Below are 19,021 nucleotides of genomic sequence, written 5' to 3' on the forward strand. Positions count from 1 at the left end.
GATGCACGAGCCGTCGTTCAGCCAAAGCCTCGATTTCTTCGGTTGTTTCGATGGCACCTTCAGCCCCTCCCTTTTCCACAGTCTTTCGACACGGCCATCGCTGACTTGCCAACCAGCATCTCTCAGCAGGGCCGCAACACGCCGGTAGCCGTAACTGCCATACTGTCTCGCCAACTCGATCATGTCCGCTACAAGTCGTTCCTCGTCTTCCCGACCCCGTGGCTGATACCTTGTGTTGATCTATGCTGCCCCAGTGCCCGGCAGATCCGGCGCTCTGATACCTTCAGCTGACTGCGGATCAGATCAATGCAGGCGCGCCGTCGGGCGGGGCTCAGAAGTTTCCCCCGGGCTGCTTCCTTCAGAATAAGCTTGTCCAGCGTCAGGTCCGAGACCGCCTTGCGCAGCCGCTCATTCTCTTTCTGAAGGCGTTTGAGTTCCTTCAGCTGGTCGGTTCCCATACCGCCATATTGCTTGCGCCAGCGGTAATAGGTCTGTTCGGTTATGCGCACTTCGCGGATCGCATCCACACGTGACATCCCTTGTCCAACAAGCACGTCAACCTGACGCAACTTCTGAACTATCTCCTCTGGCTTGTGTCGCTTGTTCGCCATTCTTTGTCCTCCGTTTCCTAAACATAACGGTGGACCAATTCAGATGGGGAGGCTCAGAAGCTTTCCCCCGCTGGGAAACCGGCGGTAGCGCCATGCCGAACGGGCTGATCGAGGACCCGATGGTTTTTGTCTCTATTGACGCGGATGGGACCGTCAATCTGGTTGCCCATCGCTCGGAAATGGGCACCGGCTCGCGCACGACCCTGCCGATGATCATGGCCGACGAGATGGAGGCCGACTGGGACCGCGTTAACATCATTCAGGCCGAAGGCGACGAGCCGAAGTACGGCAACCAAAACACCAACGGCTCGCGCAGCCTGCGCCACCACATTCAGGCCGCCCGCAAGATTGGCGGGTCGGTGCGGACAATGCTCGCACAGGCCGCCGCCGAGGAATGGGGAGTGCCGGTGAGCGAAGTCGTCGTGTCCAATCACACAATCAGCCACGCAGGCAAAAGTCTGGGCTTTGGTGATTTGGCCGAGAAAGCAATGGCGCTGCCCGTGCCCGCGCACGAAGATATTGATTACAAATCCGAAGACGAATTCCGTTATATGGGCAAAGGGCAGGTGCAGATCACCGACCTGCGTGACATCACCACCGGTGAGGCGGTGTATGGTGCGGATGTGACCTTGCCAGGCATGAAGGTTGCAATGGTTGCCCGTCCGCCTGTCGTGGGGGGCAAGGCCACCAGCTTTGACGCGGATGCTGCCATGGCGGTACCGGGTGTCGTTGGGGTGCACGAACTGCCCTATTCGTCACTGCCCGGCGGTTTCGCGCCTTTGGGCGGTGTCGCGGTTGTCGCCGACAATACATATGCCGCCATTCTTGGCCGCGAGGCCCTGAACGTCACCTGGGAGGGCGGGGATCACGCCGTCTACAACACCGAAACCTTTATGGCCGATATGGTCGCGGAGGCTGAGAAACCGGGCGTTGTCCTGCGTGAACAGGGTGACCCCGACGGGGCCTTTGCAAATGCGGCCAAGGTGTTCACCCGCACCTATACTCAGGATCACATGGCCCATATCCCGATGGAGCCGCCAGTGGCGCTGGCCAACTTCACCGGAGACGCGCTTGAGATCTGGGCCCCGGTGCAAAGCCCCTATCAGGCGCGGCAGGATGCGGCCAAGGCCGTCGGCTTGGACGAGGCAAATGTGCGCGTGAACGTGACCCTTCTGGGCGACGGTTTCGGCCGCAAATCCAAGGGGGATTTCGTGACCGAAGCCGCGCTGCTGTCGCAGATGGTCAAGGCCCCGGTGCGTGTGCAATGGACGCGCGAGGACGATGTGCACCATTCCTACTACCATACCGCCTCGGCGGAGCGGATCGAGGCGGCACTGGACGACACCGGCAAGGTCGTCGGCTGGCGGCATAACTCCACGGCCCCGTCGATCTTGGCGATCTTTGCCCCTGACAGTGGTCACCAGTTCCCGATCGAAAACGGGATGGGCCACGTCGACATGCCCTTCGACATTCCGAACGTGCGCATGGACAACGGCAAGGCAATGGCACACACGCGGGTCGGCTGGTTCCGTGCCGTATCAAACGTGCCACGCGCTTGGGCCATCGGATCTTTCGTGGGCGAATTGGCCGCTGAGCAGGGCAAGGACCAGCGCACCACGTGGCTTGATCTGATCGGGTCGCCCCGCACCGTTGATCCCGTCGCCGAAGGCTATCCCGAAACGTTCTGGAACTACGGTGAACCCGCTGAGGGTTTCAAGATACAGACCGGCAAGCTGATCAATGTGCTTAACATCGCTGCGGATGCTGCAGGTTACGGCAAGGAGCTGCCTGAAGGCGAGGGGATCGGTCTGGCCGTGCACCGCAGTTTCGTGAGCTACGTGGCGGTTGCGGCACGGGTTAAGATAATTGACGGCAAGGTGACTGTGCCAGAGATGCACATGGCCATCGACTGCGGCTATGCGGCCAATCCTGAGCGTATCAAGAGCCAAATGGAAGGTGCATCCGTGATGGGCATGACCGTTGCGCAGCATTCCGGGATTACGTTCAAGGACGGCGCTGTCCAACAATCGAACTTCTATGACTATGACGTGGCGCGGTCCACGAACTACCCGAACAATGTGCAGGTGCACATCGTGCCGCATGGTTTTGCCGAGCATTCGACAGGTGTCGGTGAACCGGGTGTACCGCCAGTCTCTCCGGCAATTGCAAACGCGATCTTCGAAGCACAGGGCAAGCGCCTGCGCCATCTTCCGATGGGAGAGACGATCTGACCCGATCGACTGTCTGATTAAGCACCGAAGAGCGGCCCCGATCCGGGGCCGTTCTGACGTCTGGGGCAACGGCCCTAGGCGGTACAATCCAATGATGGTCTGAATGAAGCAGAACGTCAGCGGAAGTCGCCGGGACCGCGCCCATTCGTGTAATAAATCTGTGTCGCCTGCCGTGGAATTGACCATGGACACTTTGGGTAGCACATCAGAAACTTGATATTCATCCCACCTCTTGTTCGGCCAATCAGACGTCCGTGCGCGCCTGTTTCACGGCCATTCTGGTCGCCGTGCGGTGTGACTAAAAATGAGTGGCATCAATCATGACTGTCTTTTCTTCGTCGTACCCGGCAGCCAGGCCCATCATGATCTGGGCAAAGACACCCCTCTCGCTCCATCGCTTCCAGAGATTGTAAAGGGTCTTGTGTAGGCCATATTCCTTCGGGGCATTTCGACATCGTAATCCATTTGGATGGGCGAAGATAATTCTGCTTAGTATTTGCCTGTCATCTACGCGTGGTTTGCCATGGGACTTCGGAAAATAGGTTTCAGACGTGCCATCTGCACATCGCTCAGCCAGAAAAGGTCGCTCATAACACCGCTCGATTTTCGACCGATGAATCATGTCCCGTAGATGAAATAATGGGTCCTGACCCTAACCCTGAAACCATTGTGTCATCGAGGTCCATTCGAACGCGCCTGGCAAGGTCATCCGGAAAACGCAAATTCGCGCGGAACCTGAACGCGTCCGTGATGATATACAGGAGATCGCCAGATAGGCTTATGGCCGTTGCACCGGACCTGCCTTTGCGGGAATGCGGTCAGATTTGTCCGTCCGGGCCCTGTCGTGGCGCAGGCAGGGTCTGCTCATGCTAAATGGTAGAGTGCCAGGATGGACGCACCATAGACCCCAAGGACGAGCCAGGAATCAAGCCCGGCCCCCAGAAACCGCGGGGTGCGGCGGATCAGGATCCCGGCGGCGTAGATGGCTGTGACAAGAATGCCCGCAGATATGCTGAGTTGGGCGCCTGCCGTGGCTTCGTTAAGGATCGGCCCGTCCCGGTAGGCGATATCGGCGGGCAGTATGAGCGCCAGCATGATCAGATTGCTGCCCAGAATATTCGAAATAGCCATCGTATATGCACCGATCCGGGCCGCCGCGAGCGTGGTGCTGAGTTCCGGAAGCGAGGTCGCCGCCGCAAGCAGGGTGACACCGATAAAGGACGCACCAAGGGCGGTGCGCTCGGCCAGCAGATCGGCTGTCAGGGCCAGCGTCGTACCCGCTGCAACGATCAAAACGCTGTAGATGCTGGCCTGTACGATCAATCTGCGCGTTGTTGACGTCTCCCGAGCCCGAAATCTTGATCGCAGTGTTTTCATGCGCTCTTCCTCATCGGGCAGGTCGACCGGTGACCAGCTTTCCTTCTGATCGAAGGTCCGCTGAAGCAGGATCACCAGCGGAAAACCCGCCGACAGCAGGACCGCCCCCAGCCCGATGCTGAACAGAACCTCGATGTCCCCCAGAAAAGTCGTACACAGGAGCATGCTGAGCAATGCAATCAACATCACGGCCAGAAGTGCCTGGGTGGGCTTTCGGGGCCAGGAGGTCAGCGCGTACCGCACTGCAAAGATGTCCACCACCGCCAGAATAGCCGTTTGCATGGTAATGCCGCCGAACATGTTCCCAAGGACCAGCTGCGCATTGCCAACCTGCCCAGCCGTGATCGTGGTCACGATCTCGGGGAGTTCCGTGACTGTCGCCAGAAAGATCAGCCCCACGAACTCCCGCGTAAGGTCGAACCGCTCGGCGATTTCATCACCGACCAGAGCAAGTCGTGTTCCCGCCAGCCAGACAAAAACCGCAGCGATCAGAAATGCGAACACAAGGGCTTCGGTTGGGAGTTCAGAGATCTGTGTCATGGGCGCCAAGCTTGATCGCGGCCAGCATCCCGGCGGAACGGTCCGTTTCGATCGGACCACGGCGTGTCTCGGCTCACCTGTATGGAAAATGTGCAGACTGTAAGCATCCGATTTCCGATGTCGCATGACATCGCAGTGAACGCGTCCAAAGATCTTGTGATCGCCAATGGCCTGCTCCGTATCTTTCGAACTGCACCTCCATGCGCGCCCTGGCCACCTCCAAGCAACAACACGCTAAACACCGTCGACAGTTGGGTTCCTCAGCGCCGGGGAAAAAGCCTCGACAGCTTGCGTCTAGCATGCAGGGACGCGACGGGGATTGATGCCGATCAACGCCCAAAGCGAAACCGAGACGCGCGGCTTCGATCTTTGAAAAGAAGCCCCAGCTCCGAACCAGAGCAGAAGGCTGTTGGTCCAATCGCCCGTCTGTCTGGTTTTGGAACTGAAGCGCGCGACATGGCGCGCCACAAAGTGGACATGCGCCTCAAATCCAATGAGGGGCGATTTCTGTCCAACCTGTACTCAAGACTGACCTATCTCAATTCCCGCGAAAAAAACCGCTGTATAAAGGGGGCGCAGCTTACGAGGAGAGAGAATTGTGGAACCGCAAGTCGAGATCACTTTCAAGGACATCGACCATTCTGACGCAATCGAGGCGCGCATACGCGAGCGGGTCGCCAAGCTGTCGGCGATAAGCGAGAATATGCGGCGATGCAAGGTCTGGGTGCGTGCCCCGCACCGTCGCGGCAGCAAGCCTATCGCATATGTGATTGACCTCAGCGTGCAGATGACTGGAACCAGCCTGCATGTCGATCACCGCCCCGGAGACGATAACGCGCATGCCGATATCTATGTTGCCATTCGCGACGCCTTCAACGCGATGGAGCGCCAGTTGCGCAAATGGAAGGAACAGCACAAGGGGCGACCCCATCTGCAGGAAGCTCTGTTGCAGGGCCGGATCGAGTCGCTTAATGGCTACGCGGATTGCGGACAGATCGCGACGACCGATGGGCGATTGATCTATTTCCACCGGAACAGTGTTGCCGATTACGAATATGAGGATCTTAACACAGGTGATCCGGTCGAGTTGAGCGTCGATACCAAGGATGCAGAGGAAGGCCCCCATGCGAGCTTTGTTCGTCCGGTCAGTTCACTTCGATTCGTGGACAAATCGAACTGATATGGCGAATAGCGCGTCTGCGGTTTTGCGCCTCGCCGGGATCAGCAGGCTCTGACGGCCGAGGCCCTGCGTAATGGCGATCGTCTGCACCGTTCGCGCAGCACGAGAGAACCTTGCCCGTATTGAGGGCAAGTCCAGCTTTGCCGTGGCAACGCCGAATTCCCCAGGGCCTGCAATCAAAGAAGTACGATTGATGACAGATGCGGCACTCACACATCAGCATCACGTTGTGGACGGGAACACTAGGGGGCGGAGACCTCTGGCACATGGATGCCATGCGGACGCACAGATGCGACCGGATTGACTTATGACAATTCAGATCTCGGGGAAGGCAGTAAGACTTAGACGCATATGAAGCGACTGAAAAATCGCCCGCATGGGCGTGCAAGAGGCTTTGAATGGATCAGGAATTTGACCCGAGGGCACGGCTGGTGGCGTCCAGATCTCGCGATTTGGCGATCTCAGCGATTAAGGAGATGTCGATCCGCAGCGCGAAGATCCCCGACGCGGCATCGCTGGCTTGGGGGCTGCCCTCCTTTCGGACACCTTCTCCGATCAGGGATGCTGTGGCGCAAGCGCTTGAAAGCGATTCCAAGCTGGGCATGTACACCTTGCCCGGTGGATTGCCGGAATTGTGCAAAACCGTTGCCGCCGCACATGAACACAGGACCGGCCAACGCGTTGATCCAGAGAACAATATCACGATAACTGCCGGCAATATGGAGGGGCTGAATACGCTGTTCAGCGTGTTGATCGACCCCGGCGACGAAGTCATCGTGACCGACCCCGGATTTGTGTCCCACATCAGCCAGATCCGGTTCAATGGCGGTTTTCCCGTGTATTGGAAGATGGACGAGGATCGCGACTGGGAGCCTGATATCTCTGACTTGCCAGGCCTGATTGGTCCCCGGACCAAAGCCATCGTCCTCGTCTCGCCTTCGAACCCCACTGGCTGCATCCTGTCGGAAGCGACCCTGCGCGCCGTGGCCGCATTGGCACGTGACAATGGGCTGCTTGTCATTCTCGATGATCCCTACAGCCATTTCACCTACGAAAACCGTGCGACGTATTTCAATCTGGCGTCTCTGCCGGAATTTGCAGATCATATCGCCTATCTGTTCACCTTCTCCAAATGCTACGCCATGAGCGGCTGGCGTGCAGGCTATATGGTTATGCCCGCCGCGCTGCGTGCCGATGTCGTCAAAGTTCACGACCTGACCATGATCTGCACGCCGCATATTTCGCAGGTTGCCGCACAGGCCGCGCTGGAAGGGGATCAGTCGCATCTGGTGGAATTCGAGCGCACCCTGGGCCGCAGGCGTGATCTGATCTGCGAGCGGCTCGACCGGCTGGATAACGTGTTTCAATACGTCCGTCCGCAAGGGGCCTATTACGTCTTTCCCCGCGTGATCGGTGCGCAGGGCGATGATCTGAGTTTCGCGCATCAGCTTCTGGATCAGGCCCATGTCGCGGTCACGCCGGGCAGCGCGTTCGGGCCATCGGGGCGATATCACGTGCGCATGGCCTTTTGCGTCGAGGATGACGTCATCAACACAGCCTTTGACCGAATGGAGGCCCATTTTGGAACATAGTCAGTCCTTGCAAAGCTACCTTCACGGGGTGTCCGATATGCCCCTGATCGGCCTCAGGGTCGGCCAATTGCTTGAACAGAGTGCCCGCCGACATTCTGACAATGACGCCCTCATCGTACCCTATCAGAACGTGCGTTGGAGTTATGCCGAGCTGAACCGTCAAGCTGACGAAACAGCGGCAGGTTTGCTGGCGCTGGGCCTGAATCCCGGCGACCGCGTGGGCATCTGGGCCCCGAACATGGCGGAATGGGTGGTGCTGCAGTTTGCCACCGCCAAGGCGGGGCTGATCCTCGTCAATATCAACCCGGCCTACAGGCTTGCCGAATTGGAGTTTGCCCTGAATCAGACCGGGGTTTGCGCTTTGATTACGGTCCCAAGCTTCAAGTCCAGCGATTACATGGCAATGCTGGGCGAGCTGATGCCGGAGATTGGCAAGGCGCAGGCAGGCAGCCTCAGCGCGGAAAAGATACCCAGTCTGCGCTGGATCATCACGCTGGCCGACAGCGCCGCGCCCGGCACCATCACCTATGAAGAGGTGAGGGCAGGCGCGACAGATGCGGCACGCCAACAGGTGCAAGCGCTTGGCCAGACCCTGCAATTCGATGATCCGATCAACATCCAGTTCACCTCGGGTACCACCGGTCGACCCAAGGCGGCGACGCTGAGCCACCACAATATCGTCAACAACGCGCTGTTCACGGGGCTGCAGATGAAGCTGACGCATCGCGACCGGATGTGCATTCCGGTTCCGATGTATCACTGTTTTGGCATGGTCCTGGGTACGCTGTGTTGCGTGGCGCATGGTGCTGCGATGGTCTTCGCCTCCGCAGGGTTCGATGCCGAAGCCACGATGGAGGTTGTCGAGGCTGAACGCTGCACCGCGCTGCACGGCGTGCCGACAATGTTTATCGCCGCACTCGACAGCCCGGGTTTTGCCGGGCGCGATCTGACGTCTTTGCGCACGGGCATTATCGCGGGCGCGCCGTGCCCGGCCGAGCTGATGAAACGGATCATGTCGCAGATGCACATGGAGCAGATCACCATCGCTTACGGGATGACCGAGACCGGACCGGTCAGCACCCAGACCAGCGTCGACGATCCGGTTCAGCGCCGGGTCGAGACGGTGGGCAGGGTCTTGCCGCATACCGAGATCAAGATCGTGGACACAGAGGGCCGGATCACGCCGCGCGGCACACCGGGCGAATTGCTAACGCGCGGCTATTGCGTGATGCTGAAATACTGGAACGACCCTGAAAAGACAGCCAGCGCCATCGATGAGGCACGCTGGATCGCCAGCGGCGACATTGCGACGGTAGACGCCGAAGGCTTTTTCCAGATCGTCGGGCGCATCAAGGACATGCTGATCCGCGGCGGAGAGAACATCTTTCCGCGCGAGATCGAGGATTTTCTCTATACCCATCCTGCCATCGAACAGGTCGAGGTGATCGGCGCACCGGACGAAAAATACGGCGAAGAAGTCTGCGCCTGGATTAAGCTGCGCGAGGGCCAGAGCGCGACCGAGGATGAGATACGCGCATTCTGCCAAGGTCAGATCGCGCATTTCAAGATCCCCCGTTACATCAAGTTCGTGGATGAATTCCCGATGACGATCACCGGCAAGGTGCAGAAATTCGTGATGCGCGAACAGATGGCGCGTGAACTGGAACAGGCGAAGGAGGGATAGGCAATGACTGGCAACCCTGACCTCTGCGAGCCCGATTGCAGCGTGTTTCTGGATGCCGAGGGTCATCCCCTGCGTGCGTTGCCAGACTTTGCGCAAGGGTCCGAAGCGTTGGTGGCGCTCTATTCGATGATGGTGAAAACCCGGACATTCGATGCCAAGGCCATCGCGCTCCAGCGCACCGGACGGCTGGGGACCTATGCCTCCAGTCTGGGGCAAGAGGCGATCAGCGTCGGCGTTGCCAGCGCGATGTCCGAGGCGGACGTTTTTCTGCCCTCTTTCCGCGAACACGGTGGCCAGCTTTGGCGCGGGGTCACGAAGGAAGAGTTGTTGCTGTATTGGGGCGGTGACGAACGCGGAAATGATTTTGCCGGACCCCGGCAGGATTTTCCTGTCTGCGTGCCCGTTGCGTCTCAATTCCCGCATGCGGCGGGTGTGGCGCTGGCTTTGGCACATCAGGGGGCAGGCGGCGTTGCCGTGGCAATGGGTGGAGACGGGGCCACCTCCAAAGGTGATTTCTACGAGGCCCTGAACCTGATCGGGGCATGGACGCTGCCCGCGGTTTTCGTGATCAATAACAACCAATGGGCGATCTCCATGCCGCGTGCCGAACAGACGCGCGCGGAGACGCTGGCGCAAAAGGCGGTTGCCGCAGGACTGCCGGGTGAGGTCGTTGATGGAAATGACGTGATCGCCGTCCGAGAGGCAACGATGCGCGCGTTGGATCGGGCGAGGGCGGGGCAGGGCGGTACCCTGATCGAATGCCTCAGCTACCGCCTGAGCGATCACACCACCGCCGATGACGCCAGCCGCTACCGCGAAGATGACGAAGTCAGCCGTCATTGGATGGCCGAACCGCTGGCGCGGCTCCGCAATCATCTTGTGGCCGAACACGCATGGTCAAAAGAGGACGAAGAAAACCTTCTCCGCGACAGCCGAGCTGAAACGGAGGCTGCCGCCGAACGCTATCTCGCCATGCCCCCGCAACCTGCGCGGGCGATGTTCGACCACCTTTATGCCAAGGTCCCGCCGGATATCGCGGCACTGGCCAGGGAGATGGGCGATGACTGACCTGACGATGATCGATGCGATCCGCATGGCCCTGTCCCGCGCGCTGGAGGATGACCCGGATTTCATCGTCTTTGGGGAAGATGTTGGCATTGACGGGGGCGTGTTCCGGGCGACGGACGGGCTGATGCAACGGTTTGGTGCGACGCGGGTGCGTGACACCCCATTGGCGGAAACGGTGATCGCCGGCATGGCTGTTGGCGCTGCGGCGCAGGGACTGAGGCCCGTCGCCGAAATACAGTTCATGGGGTTTTTGTATTCAGCGATCGATCAGCTGGCGAACCACGCCGCGCGGCTGCGCAACCGCACGCGCGGGCGTATAACCTGCCCGATGGTCCTGCGCGCGCCCTATGGCGGCGGCGTCAAGGCTCCTGAACACCATTCTGAAAGCATGGAGGCGATGCTGGCCCATATTCCGGGCCTGCGGGTTGTTGTTCCCAGCTCTCCGGCGCGGGCGTATGGATTGCTTCTGGCGGCCATCCGTGACCCGGATCCGGTGGTGTTTGTGGAACCCAAACGCCTCTATCGGGCTTTGAAAGAGCCTGTGCAGGATGATGGGGTTGCTTTGCCCCTCGACCGGGCGCAGGTGGTGCGTCCTGGCGATGATCTGACCATTGTCGCCTGGGGCGCAATGGTTGCCGACGCAGGCAAGGCTGCTGATGCACTGGCGGAACGCGGGATTTCGGCCGAGCTGATCGATCTGTCGTCGCTCAAGCCCATTGATCGGGCCACGATCCGCGGATCGGTGCAGAAGACCGGACGCTGCATCATTGTGCATGAGGCTCCGCTGACTGCTGGTCTGGGTGCCGAGATCGCCGCTGATCTGGCTGAACACTGCCTGACCAGTCTGCTGGCCCCGGTTATCCGGGTGACCGGCTATGACACGGTCATGCCCTATGCCCGTCTCGAAGACCGCTATATGCCGGATGCCGCGCGCATTCAGGCGTCCGCCCAGAAGGTGATGGAGTTCGCATGACTGTTTTCACGCTTCCCGATCTTGGCGAGGGCTTGCAAGAAGCCGAAATCGTCGCCTGGCACGTATCGCAGGGTGATCACGTGATCACGGACCAGCCACTGGTATCGGTCGAGACCGACAAGGCAGTGGTCGAGGTGCCGACACCGTTTTCGGGGACAGTTGAGAGGATCATCGCATCGGAAGGAGATGTCGTGGCCATCGGGGCACCTTTGGTGGACATCGCAACCGGGGTTGCCGAGGACAAAGGGGCTATTGTCGGTGAATTGGGTGACGGAGCAAAGGATGCAAGTCCGGCCGACACGCCCGCAGCAGACAGCCCGTCGCCTGCACCGGCTGGTGCAGGTGCCACGCCTGCCGTGCGGCAGCTGGCGCGTGAAAAAGGCGTGGATCTTGCCACACTGACAGGCAGCGGCCCGGGCGGTGCAATTCTTTCCAGCGATGTTCTCGCAGCGCAAGCCGGTTCCGTGACGGGTGACGCCCTGCGCGGTGTGCGCCGGTCCATGGCCCGTGCGATGGCGCGGTCCCGCGACACTGTGGTGCCCGCCACGGTAACAGACCGCGCCGTTATCCACCGCTGGCCGGCAGCCGAAAACCCGACCTTGCGGCTGGTGCAGGCTATCGCTGCCGCGTGTTCGGCAGAGCCTGCGCTGAACGTCTGGTTCGATGGCAAAACGCGGCAATTGCATTCCCATCTTGACCTCGCCATTGCTGTTGACACGTCCGATGGGCTTTTTGCGCCGGTGCTGCGCAAGGTGGACATTCAAACCGACCTTGCCGCGCGCATTGCAGATCTGAAGGCGGCTGTAAAAGCACGGAGTATCCAACCCGAAGCCCTTCGCGGTGCCACATTCACCTTGTCGAATTTCGGTATGCTGGGCGGTGAACGCGCGTCACTGGTTGTCACGCCGCCACAAGTTGCGATCCTTGGCGCCGGGCGGATTGAGGAGGCCTGCCTTGCCGAAGACGGGAAACCTGTGGTGCGTCGGGTGCTGCCGCTGTCACTGACCTTCGATCACCGAGTGGTTACCGGCGGTGAAGCCGCGCGCTTTCTTTCGGCAGTGCGTGCTGATCTTGAACGGCCAACACATCATGCAAAGGATTAGACCATGTCGACTATTTTCGAAATGGTAGATGAAATCGGGCCGGAAAAGATCATTCACATCAGCAACCACAGCGCCGGATTGCAGGCCATCGTCGCAATCGATAATACCGCAATTGGTCCTGCCATTGGCGGTGTGCGGATGGCACCCGACGTGGACCTGACCGAATGTGTGCGGCTGGCGCGGGCGATGAGCCTGAAAAACGCAGCCGCAGGGTTGCAGCATGGCGGTGGCAAGTCGGTGATCATGGCCGACCCGTCCATGCCTGTGCCTGAAAAGGAACGCCTGATCCGCGCCTTTGCGCAGGCGATTGCCCAGATCAGGGATTACATTCCCGGGCCCGATATGGGTACCAACGAAACCTGCATGGCCTGGATCCGGGATGAAACGGGCCGCGCCGTCGGTTTACCGCGGGTCATCGGCGGCATTCCACTGGATGAGATAGGCGCAACCGGTCACGGGGTCGCGGTGGCGGCAGGGGTGGCGCAGGCGTTTGGTGGTATCGCTCTTGAAGGTGCGAGGGTGGCGATACAAGGATACGGCGCGGTTGGCAGGCATGCAGCCCATTGTCTGGCCAAGGAAGGCGCCCAAATTGTTGCCGTTGCTGACTCCCAAGGGGCTGCTTTCTATTCCAAGGGGTTTGATCTTGCGCGTCTCGACAGCTTCAAGGCCGCGGGGCAATCGGTGACGTCTTATCCCGGTGCCGATCGTGCCGACAGAGACGCGGTTATTATGGCGGATTGCGATATTCTGGTGCCCGCTGCCCGGCCCGACGTGATCACCAGTTCCAACGCCGCCAAAATCAAAGCAAAACTTGTCATTGAGGGTGCAAACATTCCTGCAACTGTTGAAGCCGAAGATGCGTTGCATCGCCGCGGTGTTCTGGTGATCCCGGATTTCATAGCGAATGCAGGCGGTGTGATCTGTGCCGCGGTCGAATATCGTGGTGGCACGCAGAAGCAGGCGATGACGACGATCGCGGAAAAGATCCGTGAAAACACGCAAGACGTGCTGAAAATCGTGACCGATGATGGCATCTTGCCCCGTGATGCCGCCAATAGACTGGCCAAAACGCGTTTGTGCGCGGCGATGGCGTTTCGGCGGGGGTTCTAGAGGTACTGCCCGCACCGGTTCAAACGTATCTCTGGTGACGCGGGTTACGATGGTTCGCCGTGGACAGACCAAGAAACGGATGCTCTTCGCTGCGCCTGAGATCGACCGGCCCAATTTTCAACTACGCCTCATCGCGCCACCAATGTCTGAGCCAGATAGATAGCGCGCCGAATGTCGTGATCCGCTCGCCAGCTTGACGTTCCGAGAAACGGGCCAACACCGCCGTTATCGGCTTCGCGACATTGGTGCGTTGCCAATTGGTGCGTACTCAAGTCAATCGGGCAATCCGCTCTGTTGACTTTGATCAATGGGCAGGCCGCCAAATCCGCCATGCTGGAATGGGGCTGCGCCCTGACATGCCTGCGCAGCCATATTCGAGGACCGCAATGGCACCAAGACCGACACGATATCTGGCGATCATCCGCACAGCTGCACTGCTCGTTCTGATCATGGGCGGGCTGGCTGCTGTGGTCGCCCAGCAACCGCCGCGCCAACAGGCGATCGTTACCGATCTTGACGGGGCCATTGGACCAGCGGCGGCTCGACAGGTCGCCGATGCCGTTGATCTTGCGCGCGAGCGATCAGCGGAAGTTCTTATCTTGAGGATCAACACGCCGGGCGGGTTGGCAACCAGCATGCGCGAAATCATTACGGACATTCTGGAATCTCCTGTCCCTGTTATAGGCTATGTCGCCCCTGCGGGCAGCCATGCTGCGAGTGCCGGTCTTTACGTGCTGTATGCCAGCCACGTCGCGGCCATGGCGCCGGGTACCAACACCGGATCGGCCACGCCGGTACAAATAGGCGGTCTGCCCATGCCCATACCGCGGCAGCCTTCGCAAGAAGACGGCGGCGCCGAAGCCGGCGGGCCAACGCAAGAGGCATCTGGCGAAGGGGACGAGGCAGTGGAGCGCAGAGCGCCCATGCCTGACGATCCGATGGCGGCCAAGATCGTGAACGATGCCGTGGCCTTTATCCGCAGTATTGCACAGTTGCGCGGGCGCAACGCCGATTGGGCGGAGACCGCTGTGCGCGAGGCTGCAAGCCTGCCCGCCGAGGAGGCCTTGCAAGCGGGCGTAATTGATTTCATGGCGCGCGACCTCAACGACCTGCTCGACCAGCTTGATGGCCGTTTGGTCATGGCTGGCGGGATAGAGCGGCAATTGGCGACCAAGGGACTGGTGATCGAGCGGACCGAACCGAGTGTTGTTTCCAACATCCTCAAACTGCTCTCGAACCCGAATGTCGCGCTGCTCCTTATCGTCGTGGGTGTTTATGGCCTGATCTTTGAGTTTTCCAACCCAGGTGTCGGTCCCGGCATTATCGGAGCGATTTGCCTTGTGCTTGGTCTTTACGCGCTCAACCAACTTCCCGTGAATTACGCGGGTCTCGCCCTCATGCTGCTGGGAATTGCCCTGATGGTTGCGGAGGCCGTAACGCCGACTTTTGGCGTTCTTGGTCTGGGCGGCATCGTGGCATTTTCCATCGGCGCGGCGATCCTGATCGACACCGACGTGCCGGAATACCAGGTCTCGTGGTCGACGATCATCGTCACAGCCGCACTCAGTTTTGCTGTCCTCAGCCTTTTGCTCGGATATGTCTGGCGCACCTTCCGCAAGCCCGTCCGAACCGGTGCAGCCGCGCTGTGTGGTGCGTCTGCCGAGGTGACCGACTGGACGAATGGTGTCGGCCACGTCTGGGTCCAGGGCGAACGCTGGGAGGCCGTCGGACCGCCGCAGCTCAGGCCCGGCGACCGCACCCATGTCGTCGGCCTGAAAGGCCTGAAACTCCAGATCAAGAAAACATCCAGTGACAACGTCAACGAGGGAGAAGATTGATGACACCACCTGTATTCGACCTTGCCACCTATGCAATTCTGTTTCTTGTGATTGCCGGTATCCTCGCATCGGCTATCCGAATTTTGCGGGAATATGAACGCGGCGTGCTTTTTACGCTTGGCAGATTTACCAAGGTTTCGGGGCCGGGGCTGATCATCGTCATCCCCGTGATCCAGCAGATCGTTCGAACCGACTTGCGGACATTTGTTGAGGACGTGCCAAGTCAGGATGTGATTTCGCGCGACAACGTCTCGGTTCAGGTGAACGCCGTTATCTATTTCCGGATTGTGGATCCTGAGCGTGCAATAATTGCAGTTGAAAACTATCGAGAGGCGACAAGCCAGCTTGCGCAAACCACTTTACGCTCAGTCCTGGGAAAACATGAGCTTGACGAGATGCTTGCAGAGCGGGATCAACTCAACGCCGACATTCAGGAGATCCTCGACAAACAGACCGACGCATGGGGCATAAAGGTCGCCAATGTCGAAATCAAACACGTGGATATCGATGAAAGCATGGTGCGTGCGATAGCCCGTCAGGCCGAGGCAGAACGTCAACGTCGCGCCAAGGTCATCAACGCCGAGGGAGAACGGCAGGCCGCCGAGAAACTGGTGGAAGCTGGAGCGATCCTTGCAGGCGAGCCCAACTCAATGCAGCTGCGGTATCTGGAAGCGTTGCACGATATCGCAGGCACACGAACGTCGACTATCGTTTTCCCGGTCCCCATGGATCTGTTGCGAGGATTGGTGCCCTACCGGGACCCAAAGCAAAGCCCCGATGAAGAGAACGGATAGGTTCTGCAGGTCAGCGATCTCCCCTTCTGACAAGGACGGGGCTGACCGCATGGTCAGGTTTGGCGGCGACGGACCCAGGCACGCATCCCGAAGGGGTTCCAAGGAGGAAAAATGAACGTTCAAGATGAAATGGCCCAAAACGTCCGGATCGGAGCAAAAGCCTTGGAAGGCTTTCTTCGCATCCCGGAAGGCGCCTTTTGTTTGGTGATCTTCGCCCACGGCGCTGGCAGTAGCCGCCTGAGCCCGCGCAACAACTTCGTTGCCGAGCAATTGGGCAAGCGTGGTATTGCGACCTTGCTCTTCGACCTGCTGACCGAATCCGAGGCGCAGGAGCGCGCGAACGTTTTCGACATCCCGTTGCTCAGCCAACGCGTGCTCGAGGCAGTGAACTGGGTGCGCGCGGAATCGCAGATCGCGCATTTTCCGCTTGGGCTGTTTGGTTCAAGCACGGGTGCTGCAGCGGCATTGGTTGCGGCGGCGTCGCAATCTGACGTGGTCGCGGCCGTCGTGTCGCGTGGCGGTCGGCCTGACCTCGCCGGTGGGGCGCTGCCTGAAGTCAGAGCACCCACACTGTTGATCGTTGGTAGTGCTGATCACGTGGTGATTGAACTGAACGAAAGCGCCGCCGAGGCGCTGAAGTGTGAAACCCGACTTGTTCTTGTGCCGGATGCCACACATCTGTTCGAAGAACCGGGCACGCTGGAGCAAGTCGTCTATCACGCGGCGGACTGGTTCACGACCCATCTTGGCGCAAAAGCAGCGACCTGACCGACTATGAAAACCGGGGATGGACCGATCAGGCCTTGGCCCTAGCGCTGATCGTCCCAGGCATCCTCGTCCTGACGTAACAAGGCCATTAGATCTTGCGCCTCGGGCGACAGATGCCCGATCTCGATCCCGTGGTCGGTATCCCCTGACAAGACAGCGGCAACCTTCTCCAGTTCCGCAGCAGAAAGGCCGCTGCCCTCGATTTCGGCAGCCTTGTGATCGGTGATATCGCCGAAAATTCGCTTGATCTCGCTGTAGTCAGTCATGGCTTTCTCCAAATTGCCCGGGCCTGCTGTGGGGCGTCACTCAGGCGTCTCAATCTCGTTCAATACGTCGTCCACGCCGAACACATACCAAGCGTCGTTTTCGGCCATCCTGGCCTGCTCTGCACTGGGCAGCATGCCGGTCAGCCGCACTGTTCTAAGGCGCACGCCCACCTTGACCTGCGCCGCGTCGATATAGGGGTCCTTTTCAAGGACAACGCGCACCGCATCGGCAATCCGGTCGGGGCCATCGCTTTCGTCCGAGGCCGCCACAATCCCGTTAATCACGTCCCGGGTCCCCGGGACCCACCAGGCCAGAACGCCGATATAGCGCTTGATGGCCAGGTCGCTGGTCGATCCATTCAGGGTCACAATCCCGTCAGAGACCGCATATTCCAAGGTCCCTGTCTCATTGTCCGGCTGCGAGATGTTCCGTGATGTCGCCGCTCCTGTTGTTTCGGTAATGCTGAGCCCGGCAAGACTTGGATCCCGCGCATAGGCCTCGCGAAGCCGCATTCGAATGGCTGCATCGCTCAATTGTTCAGCAGGCCGCACATGCAACCTGTCGATGATCGCGTCGATCCCGGGATGCGCCGCGGCCACCTCCAAGGCGATCTTTTTCTGCCCAACCCGGTCGACCTCACCCTCAAGTATCAAGGCGCCATCCGCCTCAATCTTAAGGCAGTCCGGTCTGAAGCTGCCGCCAAGCCGACGCTCCGCTGCAAATCGCTTGCGTAGATCGGCAATCAGACTCTGCACTGTGTTCATCTCTTTTCCAGACATGGCTGACCTCTGTAGACAACGCATTCAGCCTACATGGATCCACTTCGACCAAATTGACGAACATCAAGCTGCAGTGGCTTTATTCCTGCAAGATTTTGATGTCCGGAGTGGCTTGGACAGTCTGAGGATGCGGACGCAAACCGACCGCACAATCAGTCCTGTATACCCTCCTTGCTTGTCGTCTGCGCATTTGGAGATCGAGGGTGAATTGTTTTCTTAGTGAGCGATCTCTACGCGCTTGCGATGATGAAGGGCTACCTCGAAGCTGGAATGCCCTGACGGCCGTCCTTGAATTTTTCGTCCGCAAGCTGCCGGAAGGCCGGAATTTTCTCATGGCCGTAGGGCCTGATCAGTGCCTTGTTTTTCTTGAAGGGTTGGGCGTCACGGAAACCCAACAGGACTTTCTGCGTGCGGACGCTATCAGACTGCATGGCGTTAGGCTCAATCGTGGCGATATGGGCTCGTTGGCGAAATCCGTTCGGGCGATCCTTGGTGAAGGCGATTGTGAGGACGCGATTATTTTTGCCGGTGGCGGCCTGGACGAAGCGGAGATCGACCGGCTGCATGCAGCGGTCGCGCCACCGACGGCTTCCAGTAATTCCGCCTGCATCGGATTTTTTGCCGGTGTCGTGCATAACGGCGGGTCTCTTGTCGTCGCTGTGATTGCCACCCGGCTCCGGTATCATGGTGTCCCAACACGCCAGAATGGCACGCACCTTCAGGATTCGTTCCACGACCAAGTCAGGAGCACCGGAGAATTCATTCAGAAGTGTGTTCGTTGATACTGTGGCACCCGTCTCGACCCGATAGTCTTCAAGGTTCTGATTGATGTCGGTTGATCGCTGTGGTGCGACCAGCAAAGTGCGCGCCATCCACCCGTCATGGCGACGCGCTGGTATGCAGAGCATGGCGCGAGAATGTAAAAGTGCTCAGTCAGACATCCCTGCAACTTGACGAAACAGTCGATCTGATGGTCGAGCTGGACCTGTCACGGTTTGATGCCGCTCCTTTGATAGCATTTATTGCAGCAAAGGAGACGAACTATGGGAACGAAACGGACGGACGAATTCCGCGCTGATGCGGTGCGGATCGCGCTGACGAGCGGG

General features: G+C 59.4%; 15 protein-coding genes and 2 pseudogenes. 11 read left to right on the forward strand and 6 right to left on the reverse strand.

Annotation, left to right across the window (positions count from 1 at the left end):
* Positions 1-611, reverse strand: a pseudogene (locus GV827_RS21910) (IS3 family transposase); the annotation flags it as partial.
* A 92-nt stretch (positions 612-703) separates the two neighbouring features.
* Between GV827_RS21910 and GV827_RS21915 the strand changes: the two are divergent.
* Positions 704-2,842, forward strand: coding sequence for a xanthine dehydrogenase family protein molybdopterin-binding subunit (locus tag GV827_RS21915; RefSeq protein ID WP_164356230.1), 2,139 nt, complete (start codon positions 704-706; stop codon positions 2,840-2,842).
* Between the two features lie 212 nt (positions 2,843-3,054).
* Here the strand turns inward: GV827_RS21915 and GV827_RS21920 are convergent.
* Together GV827_RS21920 and GV827_RS21925 are read right to left on the reverse strand one after the other, a co-directional pair.
* Positions 3,055-3,433 (reverse strand): annotated as a pseudogene (locus GV827_RS21920) (transposase); the annotation flags it as partial.
* A gap of 273 nt (positions 3,434-3,706) precedes the next feature.
* Complete coding sequence (locus GV827_RS21925) at positions 3,707-4,759, reverse strand: sodium:calcium antiporter (RefSeq protein WP_164356232.1); 1,053 nt, start codon at positions 4,757-4,759, stop codon at positions 3,707-3,709.
* 598 nt (positions 4,760-5,357) lie between these two features.
* Here GV827_RS21925 and GV827_RS24060 point away from each other — a divergent pair.
* The 10 genes from GV827_RS24060 to GV827_RS21975 all read left to right on the forward strand — a co-directional run bounded on the left by GV827_RS24060 (position 5,358) and on the right by GV827_RS21975 (position 16,869).
* Positions 5,358-5,939: an HPF/RaiA family ribosome-associated protein gene (locus GV827_RS24060; RefSeq protein ID WP_164356234.1), complete on the forward strand. Its 582-nt coding sequence runs from the start codon at positions 5,358-5,360 to the stop codon at positions 5,937-5,939.
* Positions 5,940-6,337: 398 nt separating this feature from the next.
* Positions 6,338-7,531 carry a pyridoxal phosphate-dependent aminotransferase gene (locus GV827_RS21935; protein ID WP_164356236.1) on the forward strand — a complete coding sequence of 398 codons (1,194 nt, stop codon included), beginning with the start codon at positions 6,338-6,340 and terminating at the stop codon, positions 7,529-7,531.
* Positions 7,532-7,568: 37 nt separating this feature from the next.
* Positions 7,569-9,215 (forward strand): AMP-binding protein, encoded by a 1,647-nt coding sequence (locus tag GV827_RS21940; protein ID WP_235930657.1) that lies wholly within the window; start codon positions 7,569-7,571, stop codon positions 9,213-9,215.
* Positions 9,216-9,218: 3 nt separating this feature from the next.
* Positions 9,219-10,283 carry a pyruvate dehydrogenase (acetyl-transferring) E1 component subunit alpha gene (gene pdhA, locus GV827_RS21945; RefSeq protein ID WP_164356240.1) on the forward strand — a complete coding sequence of 355 codons (1,065 nt, stop codon included), beginning with the start codon at positions 9,219-9,221 and terminating at the stop codon, positions 10,281-10,283.
* Positions 10,276-11,256: an alpha-ketoacid dehydrogenase subunit beta gene (locus GV827_RS21950; protein ID WP_164356242.1), complete on the forward strand. Its 981-nt coding sequence runs from the start codon at positions 10,276-10,278 to the stop codon at positions 11,254-11,256. The genes pdhA and GV827_RS21950 overlap by 8 nt, the downstream gene beginning before the upstream one ends.
* The gene (locus tag GV827_RS21955; protein WP_164356244.1) at positions 11,253-12,359 is read left to right on the forward strand and encodes a dihydrolipoamide acetyltransferase family protein; all 1,107 of its coding nucleotides are present in this window, start codon (positions 11,253-11,255) and stop codon (positions 12,357-12,359) included. The genes GV827_RS21950 and GV827_RS21955 overlap by 4 nt, the downstream gene beginning before the upstream one ends.
* 3 nt (positions 12,360-12,362) lie before the next feature.
* Positions 12,363-13,469 carry a Glu/Leu/Phe/Val family dehydrogenase gene (locus tag GV827_RS21960; protein ID WP_164356246.1) on the forward strand — a complete coding sequence of 369 codons (1,107 nt, stop codon included), beginning with the start codon at positions 12,363-12,365 and terminating at the stop codon, positions 13,467-13,469.
* 386 nt (positions 13,470-13,855) lie between these two features.
* A complete protein-coding gene (locus GV827_RS21965; RefSeq protein ID WP_164356249.1) occupies positions 13,856-15,307 on the forward strand; it encodes an NfeD family protein in 1,452 nt (483 codons plus the stop codon).
* Positions 15,307-16,101 carry a slipin family protein gene (locus tag GV827_RS21970; protein WP_164356251.1) on the forward strand — a complete coding sequence of 265 codons (795 nt, stop codon included), beginning with the start codon at positions 15,307-15,309 and terminating at the stop codon, positions 16,099-16,101. The genes GV827_RS21965 and GV827_RS21970 overlap by 1 nt, the downstream gene beginning before the upstream one ends.
* Before the next feature lie 111 nt (positions 16,102-16,212).
* Positions 16,213-16,869: a dienelactone hydrolase family protein gene (locus GV827_RS21975; protein ID WP_204326038.1), complete on the forward strand. Its 657-nt coding sequence runs from the start codon at positions 16,213-16,215 to the stop codon at positions 16,867-16,869.
* Positions 16,870-16,910: 41 nt separating this feature from the next.
* On the opposite strand, the gene GV827_RS21980 is transcribed toward GV827_RS21975, so the two are convergent.
* From GV827_RS21980 to GV827_RS21990, 3 genes are all read right to left on the reverse strand, one after another.
* Positions 16,911-17,135, reverse strand: coding sequence for a hypothetical protein (locus GV827_RS21980; RefSeq protein WP_164356253.1), 225 nt, complete (start codon positions 17,133-17,135; stop codon positions 16,911-16,913).
* A 36-nt stretch (positions 17,136-17,171) separates the two neighbouring features.
* Positions 17,172-17,915 carry a BON domain-containing protein gene (locus GV827_RS21985; protein ID WP_164356255.1) on the reverse strand — a complete coding sequence of 248 codons (744 nt, stop codon included), beginning with the start codon at positions 17,913-17,915 and terminating at the stop codon, positions 17,172-17,174.
* A gap of 254 nt (positions 17,916-18,169) precedes the next feature.
* A complete protein-coding gene (locus GV827_RS21990; protein WP_164356257.1) occupies positions 18,170-18,787 on the reverse strand; it encodes a hypothetical protein in 618 nt (205 codons plus the stop codon).
* Positions 18,788-19,021 lie beyond the last annotated feature (234 nt).

Source organism: Sulfitobacter sediminilitoris (genome assembly GCF_010667575.1).
GTDB classification, from domain to species: Bacteria; Pseudomonadota; Alphaproteobacteria; order Rhodobacterales; family Rhodobacteraceae; genus Sulfitobacter; species Sulfitobacter sediminilitoris.